Source organism: Eisenbergiella sp. OF01-20, from assembly GCF_003478085.1.
Lineage (GTDB): Bacteria > Bacillota > Clostridia > Lachnospirales > Lachnospiraceae > Eisenbergiella.
In genome coordinates this window covers 79,103-95,784 of the sequence record NZ_QUES01000013.1, presented here as the reverse complement: position 1 = coordinate 95,784, position 16,682 = coordinate 79,103, and the positions used below count along the sequence as shown (strand labels likewise).

At 48.3% G+C, this 16,682-nt stretch carries 13 protein-coding genes; all 13 read right to left on the bottom strand.

The window, feature by feature from the left end; genetic code table 11:
* Positions 1-7: 7 nt before the first annotated feature.
* A complete protein-coding gene (locus tag DXA36_RS16215) occupies positions 8-898 on the bottom strand; it encodes a DUF6017 domain-containing protein (RefSeq protein WP_217780952.1) in 891 nt (296 codons plus the stop codon).
* A gap of 618 nt (positions 899-1,516) precedes the next feature.
* Positions 1,517-3,151, bottom strand: a complete 1,635-nt coding sequence (locus DXA36_RS16210) for a response regulator transcription factor (RefSeq protein WP_118680567.1) — start codon at positions 3,149-3,151, stop codon at positions 1,517-1,519.
* 33 nt (positions 3,152-3,184) lie between these two features.
* Complete coding sequence (locus DXA36_RS16205) at positions 3,185-4,945, bottom strand: sensor histidine kinase (RefSeq protein ID WP_118680566.1); 1,761 nt, start codon at positions 4,943-4,945, stop codon at positions 3,185-3,187.
* 484 nt (positions 4,946-5,429) lie between these two features.
* Complete coding sequence (locus DXA36_RS16195; protein ID WP_118680564.1) at positions 5,430-6,050, bottom strand: helix-turn-helix domain-containing protein; 621 nt, start codon at positions 6,048-6,050, stop codon at positions 5,430-5,432.
* A gap of 205 nt (positions 6,051-6,255) precedes the next feature.
* Complete coding sequence (locus DXA36_RS16190) at positions 6,256-7,428, bottom strand: iron-containing alcohol dehydrogenase (RefSeq protein WP_118680563.1); 1,173 nt, start codon at positions 7,426-7,428, stop codon at positions 6,256-6,258.
* 12 nt (positions 7,429-7,440) lie between these two features.
* Positions 7,441-8,331 carry a dihydrodipicolinate synthase family protein gene (locus tag DXA36_RS16185; RefSeq protein WP_182479107.1) on the bottom strand — a complete coding sequence of 297 codons (891 nt, stop codon included), beginning with the start codon at positions 8,329-8,331 and terminating at the stop codon, positions 7,441-7,443.
* 17 nt (positions 8,332-8,348) lie between these two features.
* Positions 8,349-9,533 (bottom strand): NAD(P)/FAD-dependent oxidoreductase, encoded by a 1,185-nt coding sequence (locus DXA36_RS16180; protein ID WP_118680561.1) that lies wholly within the window; start codon positions 9,531-9,533, stop codon positions 8,349-8,351.
* On the bottom strand, positions 9,517-11,481 hold the full coding sequence (locus DXA36_RS33595) for an FAD-dependent oxidoreductase (RefSeq protein ID WP_243114674.1): 1,965 nt from the start codon (positions 11,479-11,481) through the stop codon (positions 9,517-9,519). The genes DXA36_RS16180 and DXA36_RS33595 overlap by 17 nt, the downstream gene beginning before the upstream one ends.
* Positions 11,471-11,800 (bottom strand): (2Fe-2S)-binding protein, encoded by a 330-nt coding sequence (locus DXA36_RS16170; RefSeq protein ID WP_118680560.1) that lies wholly within the window; start codon positions 11,798-11,800, stop codon positions 11,471-11,473. Before DXA36_RS16170 ends, DXA36_RS33595 begins: the two co-directional genes overlap by 11 nt.
* 37 nt (positions 11,801-11,837) lie before the next feature.
* Complete coding sequence (locus DXA36_RS16165; protein ID WP_118680597.1) at positions 11,838-12,845, bottom strand: proline racemase family protein; 1,008 nt, start codon at positions 12,843-12,845, stop codon at positions 11,838-11,840.
* Positions 12,846-12,899: 54 nt separating this feature from the next.
* Complete coding sequence (locus DXA36_RS16160) at positions 12,900-14,567, bottom strand: extracellular solute-binding protein (protein ID WP_118680559.1); 1,668 nt, start codon at positions 14,565-14,567, stop codon at positions 12,900-12,902.
* A 105-nt stretch (positions 14,568-14,672) separates the two neighbouring features.
* Positions 14,673-15,578 (bottom strand): carbohydrate ABC transporter permease, encoded by a 906-nt coding sequence (locus tag DXA36_RS16155; RefSeq protein WP_118680558.1) that lies wholly within the window; start codon positions 15,576-15,578, stop codon positions 14,673-14,675.
* 11 nt (positions 15,579-15,589) lie between these two features.
* Positions 15,590-16,567, bottom strand: coding sequence for an ABC transporter permease (locus DXA36_RS16150; protein ID WP_118680596.1), 978 nt, complete (start codon positions 16,565-16,567; stop codon positions 15,590-15,592).
* Between the last annotated feature and the right edge of the window lie 115 nt (positions 16,568-16,682).

Genomic DNA, 16,682 nt, shown 5'->3' with positions numbered 1-16,682 from the left:
TCCTTTTTCAGATTTTGCCGGTGTTCATATCGTGGGCCACCAGTGCCGTGTAATAGCCGTTGATGGTGCTGGGGGCGTTGAACAGAACCGCCAGCAGATATTTCTTGATATTTCGGATTTCCGTGGTGTTTTTGCTGATACAGTCAAAGACAAACTCCATGTGAGAGCTGTTTAGCTTCATCAGTTTGGACTTCACCAGATCCGCCGGATAATCATCTCCGGCAATGCGGATGGTCGTTCGGGCGCTGCATACGGTTTCCACCAGCAAATCCACGATTTCGTCCAGCAGTTCCCGGTCAATCCCCTTGGTGTGCTGGCAAAGGTGTCCATACTCGATGTTATCCTTGATGATTTCCCGATAAACCGCTACGTCGCTCTGCGACTTCGCTCCCGTTCCTTTCCGTTCCGGCGGCGCAGCCGCTGTTTCCCCCAAAGGAGAGGGAGGGGAAAGGATAGGAATGGAATCGGTATTTAATCCATCCGTAGTGAATGGGTCTTTTATTTGTCTATCTTTATTTAATTGCGTTGGATTTCCCTGCGTAGGCTTTTCCTGTGTTGGTTTTTCCAATGTTGGATTTTCCAACGTAGGTGAATCCGGCGCTGGCTGGGGCTGCTCGTAAATGATGTAATCCGCCCCGCGAAGCCGCCCCTGGCCGTCTCTCTCACGGGAACGGACGATATACCCGGCCTGTTCCAGCTCCTTAACTGCTGCCCGGATCGCGTCGATCTGTTCCCGGTTGATAAGGGAGAGGCCCTTTAGGGTAAAATCCCAATCCTCCGGCAAGGACAGCATTTGTGACAGCAGGCCCTTGGCTTTCAGGGATAAGTCCTTATTTCGCAGATGGTGATTGGACATCACCGTGTAGCCCCGGTTTTTCTCCACTCGAAAAACTGCCATCTCATCGTCCACTCCTTTCACTTGAAATTTCACCGCGCCGTCAAGGGCGGTGAGCTTGCCCGGCTGGTAAGGACATTCTGCGTAGACGCAAAACTGATACTTCCAGTGCGGGCGGTAAAATCGGCAAGTGCCGCAATCCTCCGGCGCTCCGGCCTCGCCGTTGTCAAAGTGGTCTGCGCCCGGCCTCGTCTGCATGAGCTGTTCAAAGGCCCGGTCACTGCCGGAAGTAAAATACATAGGCGGTTGCCTCCTTTCTGGTTTTGGGTGCAAAAAACGGCGTCCTGATCTCCCCAAAGGGAAAAGAGAACGCCGTCTGCGGTGTCGTATTCGATTTTCGATGTGTCATATCTGTGTGGGAGGACTTCACGGGAAAGAGCAGCGTGTCAAAGCTCTATCCGAATGTAGTAAATCGGTAGTAAATTCAGTGTCCCTATCCCGTAATTTGCCCGTATTTCTGGGCTTTTTTGAGATAATCAGAGTTGTTATAACAAAAAAAATAGGGTTTTTAAAAAGCCCACCGATCCCCTCCGGGCCGCCGCACAAAAGGGAAGAAAAACATAACGCCGTACAGAAACAGCGGCATTCTGTACGGCGCTTTCAGCTTATTTGGTTTCTCCTTCAGCCCATGTCCCGGCATTCCTGAGGCGTCATTCCGAAGTGGGCTTTAAATATTTTAATAAAATACGCGGTATTCTGATAGCCGCATTTTTCTGCAACTTCATAAATCTTCATCCGTGAATTCCGGATCAGGCGCTTTGCCATATCCATGCGGCAGGTTTCTATATATTCCCGGATGCTCGTCCCTTCAAACTGCTTGAAAATCCGGGAAAGGTAAACCGGGTTAAAGCCGATTGCCTGGCCGATGACCGTAAGGGACAGATCCTCCCCCAGATGGGAGAGGCAGTAGGATTTGGTCCGTTCGGTAATGCTCATCATGGTACTCTGCTGGGTCTGTGCGCAGATTTCCCGGATAGCCTGGGTAAGCCGTCTGATATACTGCGCCGCCTGCTCCCATGTGACAAAGGATCCCGGATCAAAAAGCTCCATGAGCTGGATGCGGGATGCGAGCAGCGGACGGATATTCTTTTGGTTAATGTAGGTGATCAGGATATTCCCCAGGGAATAATAGATTTCCAAAGCGTACATGGAATGTCGTTTGGATTTCTCCAGTATTTTCAGAATATCCTCGGCGTCCTCCGTAAAAGCCGGAAAGTTCTCCCCCAGAAGGAATTCCTGCATCACTCGCAGCTTTTCGGTAACAGGGGCCAGCATCTGCTCAAAATCCGATTCCTCTGCGTTGAAGGAATCACTGATGGAAAGCTCTCTGCTTTCCAGGATAATACTGTTTTCTTCATTGATGGCCTGACGCTGCATTTCCGTCCATAGATTCCCGTAGCCGGCACTCAGCCCGTTCCAGGGAACGCTTTCCCGGGCGATGCCGAAGTACATGAGCAGCCCGAGGCGCAGCTGTATCATATTCTGGATATCCAGCGCGGTCATAAACAACAGGGCAGGCAGCTCCTCTTCCTCCGATTCCAGCAGCCACACAAAGCTTTTTCGGTAGATTACCTTATGTATGTGGGCTATCTTGTCCCCATAGGCTTTCCGGAGCAGGGAAACCACGGTTTCCAGTATTTTCTCCCGGGTCATCCGGGACACCTTCTCGTTCAGCGTGCCGATGAGCAGCAGCATCTTCCCATGGGCCGGAAGGGGATATTCCAGATCCGCCATAAGATCTTCAAATTCCGCCTCTTTGGAAACCGATCCGTCCAGGATATGGATGAGCGCCTGCTGCTTGAAGGCGGGCGCCATATAGGATATCTTGTTCTGGGCGCTTTTAAATTCCTCCATAAACACCGTTTCGGAGTCAAGCAGATCCACCATTTTTCTCATAGCCCCAACGATTGTGGCATCTCCTTCTGTTTTCAGGATATAGTCATCCGCATCCTGCCTGATGGCAGAATAAACGTAATCAAATTCATCATAGCCGGAAAGAAAAAGGACATGGACATCCGGTTTGATTTTCCGCATTTCCTCTGCCATCTCAATTCCTGTCATCTTCGGCATTTTCACATCGCTTACCACCACATCGGGCAGCCGGAACCGGAAAAGCTCCAGCGCTTTTTTCGGATGATAGCAATTATAGATCTGAAATACCTCCGGAAACTCTTCCTCAAACAAATCCTTCAGGCCGTCGGATATAATCGGCTCATCATCCACCACAAGCAGTGTGTATTTTTTCTTCTCACTCATCCCGGTTCCCCCTTGCCCGGCAATACCTTCCGTTTACAGCTGTACATGCAGGGTTACCCGCAGCCCTCCCAGGCAGGAACGGTTCACCTCCAGCGGATTCTCTTTTTTAAAAAAGACCTGTAGCCTGGCATTGATATTCATCAGTGCCGTTATATCTTCATTCGCTTCGGCATCATGCAGCTTCCTGCGGATATACTCCAGCTGCTCTTCCTCTATTTGTCCGGAATTTTCCACATGGATCAGAAGCTCTACTCCCGCCTCCTCATAACTGACCTTAAGCCGGATCGCTTCCTCCTCCTCCATCTGGCTTACCACATATTTAAAAACATTCTCGATTAACGGCTGGATAATCAGCCTGGGGACTTCAATGTAATTATAACGCACCGGCAGCTCCGGGAAATCCACATGGATGATCCCTTTATAACGGTATCCCTGGATTATGGCATAAGAACGGGCATGGCTGATTTCATCCTCCAGGCTTTTGTTTTCCCCGGAATCCCTGTTGATATATTTAAAAAAACAGCCCAGGTTTTCACAGACGAGCAGGCTCCCCTCCTTGTCCCCGCTCTTAATCATCCGGTACAGCAGGAAATAACTGTTATACATGAAATGGGGATTGATCTGCGCCTGCAGATGTTTGAAATTGGCCTGGTTCACCAATATCTCCTGCTTCAGTTCCCTGGAAACCAGAGTATCAATACGTTCCGCCATGTAATTAAAGTTCCGGTACAGATTGGCAAATACCCTGTTTTTTTCCGTTTCCGGGATCCGGTAAGAAAGGTTTGACTTCTTGATCTGGTCAAAAGCATCCACCAGAAGTACCTCCAGGGGACGGAAAACCCTGCGGTAAAAAAGTGCGAAGGCCAGAAGTATGGTCAGGACAATAATTCCCGCGAATAAAAGGATACTGGTTATCATTTTATCCTGGATTAAATGAAGGAAGCTCTGATCCTGCAGATAATACAGCCGGAAGAAATCCCCGTCGTCATGAGAACTCATGAACAGATATTCTTCGCCGTCAAGCAGCAGCTTATCCGGATCGTCCCCCTTCTTCAGATTCCCGTAATCAATATCCCTTGTGGAAAAATAAACGGCGCTGTTATCCGGGCTTGCCATAAACAACGCGTCCTGATCCATCATTTTGGCAAACTGCATTTCCTGTAAAATCACACCGGTATTTAATTCGATCACAAAGATACCCAGCACATTCTCTTTGATCCATTTGTCGTCCAAATAGTTTTTATTCAGGATTTCAATGATATAGGCTTTGCCGTCTTTTATGGACAGCATTCCATTTTCTTTATTTTCCAGCACGAAGGCATAGGCCTCTTCTTCCACAAAATCATATCCGTCCCGGCTGATTTTCAGATTTTTCTCCGGAAGATACAGGCAGCTGGCGGAAACAAAGGAATTCAGGTTATCGATTTCCATGCACCGTTTCCGGATATCCTCCATCAGCTTGCTGCGTTCGTAGCTGTTCACATAATCATACCGGCAGTACAATTCCTGCACGATATCTTCTTTGACGGCAACGCTTGCCGTAATCTTCAGGGTTGTCAGTTCTTCATTGATATTCCTGGACAGATAATTGATCCGCTCCTGCTGCTCCTGCTCAATGATTTCGGAATAATATTGCTTTTCCCTCATATAGGTAACCAGATTAAAGCAGATGCTTATTGCCGCAAATGCCGCAAAAATAAGAAGAAGCCACTTAAACAGATATCTGACAAAATCACTTTCCCTCTTCCTCTCCATTTTCCCCACCGCTTCTTCCTCTTCCGGCCTTCTCCTCACTGCCCGTCTTTTTCAGCCGGATAATAATCCATGTAATAAGGATAATAACTGGTTTGTATATCCTTTAGTTTATCAGTATTTCCGGTGAAAGACAATTGGAGTACCGGTTTCCCGGAGGCTTTACCGTTATTTGCTTCGTTTCTATCCGGAACACAGCATAGGTTTACGCTGTCCGTTTTTCTTTTATCCATTATATTGTAGCTTTATGGGGTGGCAAAAAACATACAAATAAATTGATTTGGATAGTAAAATTGATACTTTTGGAAACAGGGGCTGCTTCCGTCTATAGAAAACGCCTGATGTATGTATGACTGCCGCAGTTTCTTTTTCGTTTGAACCTGAAACAGCCCCCGGCTGTTGGGATATCTCCCAGCCGGGGGCTGTTGCTTTGTTATGATATCGCTTTTTTAAACGTACTTTCGTGCATACATGCCAGGCTGTCCTTATTCCATCTCCTGTCTGGCCATACGCAAGCACTTCCTAATCAGGCATCTGAACATCCGCAATCACTACATTCTTCCTTTTTCTTGAGGGGATTAGGTGAATTTACCGTAAGAATTCGTGCGATTTTGGATGTCTTGTTCGTCCAGTTGTGCTTTTTGGATGAATTAAAATGGATACTGTCGCCGGGATACATGACATATTTTCTGTCTTCCAGGTACAGGGTAACCGTTCCTTCCAGAACAAAAAGGAATTCTTCCCCCTTATGCGAATACATCTCCGGGATCTCTTCCTCTTCCGCCGGAGGCAGAAGCGTATACAGACGAGGTAATAGCCCATAATCCGTATGAGGCTGCTTTAAGATATACTGATACATCTGAGCACTTGCCTGACTTGGAATCAGCTCCATACCATGCATAATAGGATCCTCCGGCTCTTCCGTCCTGTTTTCACTTTCCGTCTCTATAAACAGCTCTGACAGCGGAACCCCCAGGACATTTGCTATCGTTTCCAGGGAATCAATAGCTATGGAGGAGATTCCCCTCTCAAATTGGGACAAAAAACCCACCGACAACCCGCACGCCTCACCCAGCTGTTTGATTGTCATTTCTTTTCCAACACGTAATAACTTGACTTTTGCCCCAATTGCTGTACTCGTACTCATTCTTATTCTCCATTCGTTCCTGCCCCATTTTCCTTTACACTATCCGCTGATAATTTTTATTTTATAGAAAATAAAAAATGCTGTCAACATTTACCACTCTTTTGTCATGCTTCCCTTTTCTTATGGTTTTTTATGATTTCCTGATTTGCTCTTATCCGCCGGATTAAATGCCTGCCTTTATGCCTCCTCATCTCACAGTTATCAATCAGCGATAACTTTCCTCCAGTATTTGAATAATATCCGCTTTTGTTATCTCATATTTTTCAAAAGCAATCCCCGTATTGTCTACGGTCACGTCGGCAATGGTTTGGAAATCCGCTTCCGTAATTCCTTCGTCCGTCATAGAATACAGTTCCCTGACGCCGGTTACATCCATCAGCTGCTTTAACGCGGTGACAAACCCCTGTCCGGGATCCTTGCTGTCCCTGCGCACGCCGCAGACCTCTCCCAATTCATCAAGAAGGGCCGGACGCAGGTGCTTCACCTTTTTATAATAGCTCTCTGCAATCATAAGAAGGCTTTCCCCGTGCACTATGGCAGGGAACTGTCCCCCTATGGTCTGGGCAATGATATGGTGTGAGGTGGTGCTGCACATTGCCTGGGTATAACCCGCCAGAATATCCGCCGCATAACACATGCAGGTGCGCGCTTCCAGATTATTTCCGTCCTTTGCCGCCAGAGGCAGATTATGGGCAACCATCTTAATCCCGTCCACCGCATACAAATCCACCAGATGATTCTGGTGCTCGTTGGTAATATAACATTCAGCCAGATGGAAAAGCGCATCAAAACCCTGGTATAAGGTCAGCTTATGAGGAAGAGAACACATCAGCTCAGGATCGATAACCGACAGGGCAGGGAAAATCTGATCCATGGCAAAATCCAGCTTTTCCTTTGTCTCTTCATTGGTAATTACACAATAGGGATCCGTCTCTGTCCCTGTCCCGCAGGTTGTGGATATCGTCACTATGGGAGCCGCACAGGATACCGGCAGATTTTTTCCGGTTCCGGTTTGGGCATAATCCCATAAAATCCCCGGGTTTTTCATCATAATGGCAGTGGCCTTGGCCGTATCCACACTGCTTCCTCCTCCCAGGCCGATGACAAAATCACAGTTTTCTTTTTCAGCCAGCGCAGCCGCATCCATAACGCCTGACTGCGTGGGATTCGGCTGCACCCTGTCAAAAACAACATATTCTGTTCCGTTTTCTTTCAGCAGATCCGTCACCCGTTTCTGTATTCCCAGCTTTTCCATCAGGCCGTCCTGCGTAACACAAATAAGTGCTTTTTTCCCCGGAAGGCTTACGCTGCCAAGCTCCTTCAGGCGTCCCGCCCCAAAAATCACCCGGGCAGGGATATAAGCATCAATTGTAAACATGGCTTTTTCCTCCTATTCGATTTCGTCCGCATGCATCGCTTCCACAACATATACTTTCTGTTCCTCTGTCAGTTCCACACGCGGCCTTCTGCAATATCCGCAGTCCAGCCCTTTTCTGGCCAGCAGATATTTTAAAGTCTGGGGAACTCTGGGGAAGGTTTCCAACACATCCAGCGCAGGCAGAATCCTCCGGTAAATTTCCTTGCCCTTTTCCAGATTTTTTTCTTCATATACCGCCCGGAATAATGCCGTGCAGTCCTTCGGCGCCACATTGGCCAGCATGGATATCCAGCCGCAGACGCCTGCCGCAAAGCTTTCCAATGCAATATTATCCGCCCCGCAGAATACGGAAACATTTTCCGGCGCGTCGTCCACTACCTCGGTAACTTTATGGATGTCCCCGCTGGACTCCTTTACCACCGCCGTATACGGAAGCCCAAACAGCTCCCGGAAGGTATCCCTTTCAATGGAAATGCCGCAGCTGCCCGGATTGTTGTAAACCATAATCGGAAATTCCGTGTTCTCCATAATATAGCGGTAATTCTCCACCAGCTCCTCCTGTGTGGGATGGCAGTACGGCGGCGCCAGCACCATAGCCGCATGGCCGCCGCTCTCCTTTACCTGGAGAATCAGCTCTATCACATCATCCGCCCGTTCTCTGGTCACTCCCACAATCACACTTGTCCTGCCGCAGATATAAGGAACGATTTCCCTTACATATTCTTTATGTTCCTCCAATGTTACACTCTGGTATTCCCCGGTAGCCCCCAGGATACAGATTCCGTGGACGCCGTTTTCTATCAGATAATCCAGATGCCTTTTGGCAGCCTCCAAATCAAAGCTTCCGTCTTTATGAAAAGGTGTTACGGCTACCGCATAAACGCCTTGAAACTCTTTGTTCATTGTCTTAATCCTTTCTGTCATTCATTCCTATTTTCTTTCTGGTAAAACCGTCTGAAGGCCAGTGGCGAGATATCAACCGGTTGCTCTCTTCCTGCGATCAGGTTGGACATCAGCTTACCTGTTATAGCGGATAAGCCGATCCCGTCCCCCTCATGTCCCGCTGCGATAAAGAATCCGGGAACCGGTGTATCGGATACGATGGGAAGATGATCCGGCGTAAAAGGCCGCAGGCCGCTGTAGGCCCTGATCACCTTAATCTCCCTGATTATGGGGAAGAAACGGATGGCCCGTTCCGCCAGCGCCTGCATCACATCAATATCCGTCCGGATATCCTCTCCCGCGAACCGCCTGGAGGAGCCTATCAGGAAGTTATCTGCCGCCGTAGGCTCAAATACAAAGGCCACGCCGTTTGACTCCACTCTTTCCGAAACAGGTCTTTTATAATTTTTCGTACCAAATTTAGCAAGCATATAGCCGAACTCATGCACCTTTCTGCGCGCTACGCGGAAGGTCTGCTCCGATACCAGGATCTGTCCCTGCCTTGCGGATACCGGAACGGAAAGCCCCAGCATCGCCCCTATGACAGGTGACCATACACCGGCGCAATTCACTACATTTTTAGCACGTATTTCACCTTGTTCTGTCTGAATAATAAAAAAATTCTCTTTTTTTGTAATAGCAGTAACCGGATTATGCAGGCTCAGCTTCGCGCCGTGTTTTCTGGCGGTCAGGGCATAGCCGTAGCTTAAGCCGATAGGATAGAGGGAACCGTCACAGGCCGTTTCAATCCCTCCCGGGAGATCCTTTGCCAGGTAGGGTTCGTCCGCCTGAATATCCTTCTGATCCATCATACGCATGGGAATCCCCTGCGCGGCCATGCGGGAACAGTAATCCCTTGCGATTTCCAGTTCTTCCTGCGTTTCGCATAAATACAGACTGCCTTTTCTTCGCCATTCAATGGGATAATCCAGTTCTTTCTCAAGCTGCGGGTACATATCCTGGCTCATTTTTGCCAGCATACTGTCAAAACCCGGCATTTTATCGCATACAAGTACGTTGCCGTCCGACTTGCTGCTGGTGCCCTCCGCAATATCGCCCTTATCGATCACAATCACATCCGCCCCGTCCAAAGCGGTATAATAACTCACTGCGGCGCCGATTACTCCCGCACCGATTACCGCCGTATCATACACCCTGCTCATCCGTCCGCCCTCCTTCCTCTCCGGCCAGTTCTCCAAAGGTGATCGGCCTCACCGGAGGCCTGTTTGTTGCCGGCTCCACCTCATCCGCTCTTTTCCCCAGTTCTTCCTGAATGATTCTGGTTACCAGCTTTCCGCAGGTTCTTCCCTGGCAAAGCCCCATGCCGGCTCTGACCCTTCTTTTAATTTCCGTAACGGAGGTTCCTTCATACTCACGGACCGCCTTACGGATTTCTCCCGCCGTTATTTCCTCACAGCGGCATACCAGCATTTCCTCATCAATACTTTCGTCTCCCTCCGCTTTCCGGAAGGCGCGATCCGTATCCTCCAGATTCAGACGGCCCATCGTCCTAACCGTATCTGTATATTCTTTGGGTATCGCAATTGTCACCACCGGCGTATGGTCATTCCCCGGCGGATTCATCACACGGATTACCGTTCCCCGGCAGACAAATTCCCCGGCGCGGTTCAGGGCATTCACCTCATCCCCCTTTTCAGGCAGCGGCAGATATTCGAAGGGGAAACTCACGGTTCCCTGTGTTTCACTATAAGTTTTATCCACAATAAAAATAGCAAGTCCTGAGCATGCGGATACGCATAAGCCGCAGCCAATACATTTCTCCCGGTCAAGAACCGGTGTATTCGTAATGGGACTGCCTACCGTTATCGCATGGGCAGGACAGGCCGCTTCACACGGATTGCAGGGAATTTTCTGCACACATTCGATAACCGCCACAGGTCCTCTGGCAAACCGTTCCTCATCCGGCCAGCCTGTTGCTTTATTAATTTCTTCTATGGACGGATAGCCGTCTGTTAAGATTGACATATCCGACGAACCGCCGGTTTCCTGGGGAAGGACGGTTCGTTTTTCCCCCTTTGCTAGAATTCTTTCTTTCGCCTGAAGCCTTCTTTCCCCAAATGGCCCCTGACGAAGCGCGGTCAGCCGTTCCCTCACAATTTCCTTGGCTGCCTCTCCGTCTTCCTCTGCGAGATACCCAAGGGACTGCGCCATGGCAATGCCTGCCAGCCTGCCCTCATCCATGGCCGTGTTGGCTTCTTCCACTCCGGCCGTATCCCCGGCAACATAGATTCCCGGCAAGGAACTCTCCATATTTTCGTCATGCAGAGGCATAAACCCTCCCAGCTCCGGGATAAAATCATGATTCACGCCCGCCATATAAGCAAGTTCGGTCAGGGGCCGCAGCCCTACAGCCACACATACCGCGTCCACATCGATAATTTCTTCCGTACCGGCAATAATCCGTCCGCTCTGCATCCGGGCGATTACGGCCTGTTCCACCTGTTCCCTGCCCCGGGCTTCTTTTATGGTATGATTCAGATAAAACGGCACTCCCGCTCTTCTTATTTTTGCCGCATGTACGCCATACGCGCCGATGTGATCCATACCTTCCACAATCCCCACTACATTAGCCCCTGCCTGCATCAGCTGATAAGCCACGATAACGCCTACATTTCCGGAACCTACCATCAGAATCCTTTTTCCCGGAAGCACACGGTTTACATTGACCATAGTCTGCGCCGCCCCTGCGCCCATCACTCCCGGCAGAGTCCAGCCTTTAAAACGCAGCGCGTTTTCAGCCGCCCCTGTACTGATCAAGATTCTCTCCGCCTGTACCACAACAGTAGTCCCTTCATGCAGGATGGCAACCCTTTTATCCGAAAATATGCCGACAGCCGAACTGTCCAGCCAAATTTCCACGCCTGTTTCCTCTGTCTGCTTAAGCAGCTGCTTTCCGATATCCACACCGCGGACACCTGCATTATGCGCCCTGGAACCAAAGAATTTATGTATCTGCTTAAACAGCTGCCCTCCGGGCCGCTTATTTTCATCTATCAGCAAAACCTTTGCACCGTATTTTGCCGCCTCAATCGCGGCTGCCAGCCCGGCCGGGCCGCCCCCTATAATGACGGCTTCCTTTTTAATTGTCATTGCAGGCCGCCCCCTTTCCGATTCCCTCCTGTGTTTCAATCACCATGCCTTCTTCCACCGGCGTAATACAGGTACGTACATTGGGCCTGCCGTTTACGGTCATTACACAATCCGTACACTGCCCGATTCCGCAGTAAATCCCTCTCGGTTCATGCAGCTTTGCCGTATATCTGTGCACCATAATACCATTTGCCATAAGCACCGCCGCTATCACTTCTCCTTTTCTGGCCGTATACTTTTTCCCGTCTACCGTAATCTGTACCGTATCTCCGTCCTCCAGCGGCCCCAGAATCGGATGATCCAAAACTCTGCGTTCCATTGATATATCCTCCCTTTTATCCCAAATACCGTATACCTTATCTCAGCTGAAATCCTCTGACAAACGGATCGTCATCATCCAGCATAAAGGTGTGGATTCCTGTTACCCACGCCCTTCCCGTCACCTCCGGCACCACCGCCGGATAATCGCCCACTCTGGCATCCTCCAGATACCGGCAGGTAAAACGGCTTCCAATAATGCTCTCATGTACAAAAACTTCCCCCTTTTTTATTTTTCCCTTCAGCGCAAGAACGGACAGCTTTGCCGATGTTCCGGTTCCGCAGGGGGAACGGTCAATAGCTCCGGGCGGAATCACCACCGCATTTCTGACCGGTTCCCCGGGGGCTTCTGCTGGTTCATAAAATTCTATATGAGTAACCTTATTTTCAAAAGGGATGAGAGGATGGCAGATTTCCACCTGGCTGTTCACTTCTTCTTTAATCAGATTTCCCGCCTCAATCAGTGCGGAAGCGGTCTTTGGCGAAATAGGCAGACCCACAAAGGAGGCGGGCAGAATCGCATAAATATTTCCGCCATAGGCAATATCCATAACCAGCTCTCCATAACGGCTGCTTTTTACCTTAGCATCTTTTTTCAGCACAAATGCCGGTGCATTTATGAAGGTGACATTCTGTGCTTGGCAGTCCTTCACCTGGATTTTCAGCCGGACAAGTCCGGCGGGCGTATCCAGATTTATATAGGTATAAGGCTCTGTCACCTTAACCATACCAGATTCCACCAGGGCTGTGCCCACGCCGATTGTGTCATGTCCGCACATGGGCATCCAGTCTCCCACCTCAAAATACAGTACCCCCACATCCGCATCCTCCCGGCAGGGCGCTGTAATAATGGTTCCGCTCATCACGTCGTTTCCTCTTGGCTCATAGGTAAGCAGTTCTCTTATCCAGTCGCAGTTCTCCCTCATATACATCATTTTTTCTTCCATGGTGCTGCCGGGTATGACCGGTATTCCTCCCACCACATTGCGGGTCGGTTCTCCTCCCGTATGCGTATCTATCGTATGAAATGTACTCCTGATTTTCATATAAGCCATACCTTTCCAAAAAAGGGGTGTCCCGGCGGGCACCCCCTTCTTTCCTTATCTGTGGGAGTATGGTTCCACACCCCAGCGTTCCATTTTAGCAAGATAATTCTTTGTCATTACTTCTTCCAGTTTTACAAGCCCTGCGGTTTCCATGCTGGATATCATAGTGTCATACTGTGCCACACAATCTTCCAATGATGCAGCATTTACCATCTTAGGCACATATTCGTCATAAATGTCCGCAATCTTCTGCGCAATCAGGCCTTCCGGCGTACTGCCTGCCGGTTCCAGCCCTGCATAATAGGAGTTATCATACAAATCCGTATCCGCACTGGCCTGGTAAGCATATTGCCAGTCTGATGTAGGCTCCCATTTTGTTACCAGATCATAAGGGGTTCCATCTTTGCCGGTACCGTTCTTTACAAACATTCTGTATCTTCTGATACCTGTTTCACGGGAACATGCAACTTCGTCCGCACGATAAGAATCAAGCACTTCCTGCCTGGGCTGATGCTTTCCGTCCACGTAGTCCCAATGCTCACCTTCCACACCCCAAAGCGTAAGGTACTGGCCTTCCTCACTTGCCATAAAGTTACAGAACTGCATAGCTGCCACAGGATCCTTACAATTTTTGGTGATACACCAGTCACCCCAGCCCAATGTATTTCTGCTGTTGTAGGTTGTTTCTTCTGCGGTTACTCCGTTTCCCACTACCTTGTAGGAACGAAAATCCGCATCTTCACCGCCCTGTACACGCAGAGACTGGTTCGGTCTTGTTGCAATCCAATTAGAATCTACAGTACAGAAGGTATAGCCTTTGGTAATTTTTTCTTCCAGCTGATTCCAGTCCAGAGTCACCCAGTCCTTATCCAGCAGGCCTTCCCTGTAAAGCTGATTAAGCATCTGTACCATTTCCTTAAACTGAGGATCTCTTACCTTATGTTCAATTTTATCATTCCCGGTGTAATATTCCACAATACCAAACATGCCCAGGAACATGCTTACATCCCAGCCTTTTCCTTCTATACTGATAGGGATGCTTTCCACGCCATCAATTGCAGGAAACTTTTCTTTAAAATCATGAAGCAGCTGTATAAATTCATCCTGCGTAAAAGGCTGCTCATGATTGTCTGCCCGTTCCTGTCCTACAATTTCTTTCAAAAGATCATACTTAATCATAACCATGACATTCGGATCCGGATCCAAATCATACCAGTCACCCAGTCCGTAAATTTCACCGTCTTCCGATTCAAAACGAATCAGCAGATCCCCATACATTTCCTTAATGTCAGGTCCGTATTGCTCTATCAGATCCTTAAGGCCAATCAATGCCCCTGCTTCTTCATAGGCTTTTCTTACAGGACTTGCACTGTCCAGATAAACAATATCGGGATAAGTCTGACCGGAAAGCATCAGGTTCAGCTTTTCTTCCACTGCTCCGGCACCATCAACATACTCCATTTTAAAGCCTGTCTTTTCCTGTATCTGCGAAGCCACAGGATCCTTAAACTCCGGAACCGTTCCTCCGCTGTTAAAAATAGTAATCGTCTTAACCTCTCCGTCTGCAGACGCCGCTGCCTGCTGCTCCTGCGTCCCTGCTGTGGTTTCGCCGGATTGCGTCCCTGCTGTCTGCGTACCCCCGCCAGTGCTTGCGCATCCGGAAATCACGCAGGCTGCCGTAAGCAGCACCGCCACTCCCTGTTTGAATCCCTTTCTTTTCATACCTTTTCCTCCTTTTGGATTTAATTAAACCGCTTGAATCTTCTTCTGCCTGTCCGGCCTGTGTAAACTTTACGCCGGATATCTCTTATTTTCTTTTTCTTATTCTCAGGCTTTTACGGCTCCGATCATGATTCCCTTTACAAAATATTTCTGCACAAAAGGATATACACAGATAATCGGTATTGTAGCCACCATAACCGCCGCCATCTGTACGCTTTTCTGGGTTACTCCGGACATCATCTGCGCTCTCTGCGCCAAAGTTGCACCGTTTGTTCCTGAAGTCTGGAACTGGTTGAGAATCTCCACCAGGACAAGCTGGAGCGTTTTTAAATTCATGGAATTGGTATACAGTCTGGAATCAAACCATGCATTCCAGTGTCCTATCGATGCAAAAAGTACGATAGTCATAACTACCGGTTTTGAAAGAGGAAGAATAATCCTCCCATAAACCCACAGGTCATTGGCACCATCCAGCTTGGCCGATTCTACCAGGCTCTCAGGAATCCCGTAAATATAGCTTCTTATCAAGATCATGTAGTAAACATTCAGCATTCCCGGAATGACGTATACAATAAAATGATCCAGCATTCCCAGATTCTTCAGCTGCAGATAATAGGGAACCATTCCTCCGCTGAAATACATGGTAAAAATAAACATCAGCGTCCAGAACTTTTTCCCCAGCAGTTCACTCCTGGACAACACATAGGCCAGCATGGAGGTAACCAGAACTACCAATGGTGTCCCTATTAATGTCCTTAAAACCGTGACTCCAATAGCGCGGATAAATTCGCTTCTTCTGAGAATTTCCTGGTAATTTTCCAGTGTAAAAACCCGGGGCCAGAAATACAGCCCGCCGCGCAGAGCATCCTGTCCATCATTGACAGAAATAATGAAGATATTCCAGAAAGGATAAACGCATACTACGGATACCAGCAGTACAAAAAAGACTTTAAAGACATCCAATACCAGCTCGCCGCCCGTTTTCTTTCCTTTAACGCTTTTCTTTTTCATGGCTCCGCCTCCTAATACAATGATACGTCCGCATGTTTTCTGGACAGTCTGTTGGTAATTGCTACAAAGGTAAAGGAAACTGCTGATTTAAACAGTCCAACTGCTGTTCCGTAGGAGTACATGCCATTGATAATACCATAGCGGTATGTATAGGTATCGAAAACATCCGAGTATTGGATCACCGCATCATTTCCCAGCAGCAGCTGCTGTTCATATCCCACATTCAGAATTCCTCCTACCGCCAGCAGAAGCATCACCATGATTGTAGGAAGCAGTGACGGAAGCGTGATATACCAGATTTTCTGCGTTCTTGTTGCTCCGTCCACTTCTGCCGCTTCATACATTTCCTGGTCTATCCCCGAAATAGCAGCCAGATAAATTATGGCGTCATATCCTATATTCTTCCAGGTATTGGCCAGCGCCAGAATCCACCAGAAATATCTGCCTTCCTGCATGAACAGGATATCTTTATTTGTAATATGCAGTGCCTGCAGAATGTCATTGATGATTCCGTCTCCTGACAGGAAGGTAATAAACATATTTGCCGCTATAACCCAGGAAATAAAATAAGGCAGATAGGAGGCTGTCTGAGCTGCCTTTTTTACTTTATTGTTTTTAATTTCATTCAAACAAATGGCAAAGAGTATCGGGGCCGGAAATGAAAAAAGAAGTGTCAGCGTGCTCTGGCAAAGTGTATTCCTCATAATGACTGCAAAATCAGTAGAGAAAAAATAGGCAAACCAGTCCAGCCCTACAAAGTCAGCAGCCATCATATCCTGATAAAAGCCTTCTCCTCTGGGCACATAGTTAACAAAAGAAATATACAGGCCTGTCATCGGGATATAACTGAAAAGAATTACACAGATCAGTGCGGGAAGCATCATTAAAAACAAATATCTCTGCCGCCACGCTTTCAGTGCCAGCTTCTTTTTTCCGCTGAATGGAACGTATTCTGCAGGAACATTTTCTGCGCATTTATTATGTTTCATTTCTACCTCCTGAACTTTCAGAATCGAAGCAGCAATTACATCCAATATTCCTCTTCCCCATTTGCCCCAACCCCCTTCTGATTTCTTGTTTTTATTGTATCAACAGCGTTTTTCA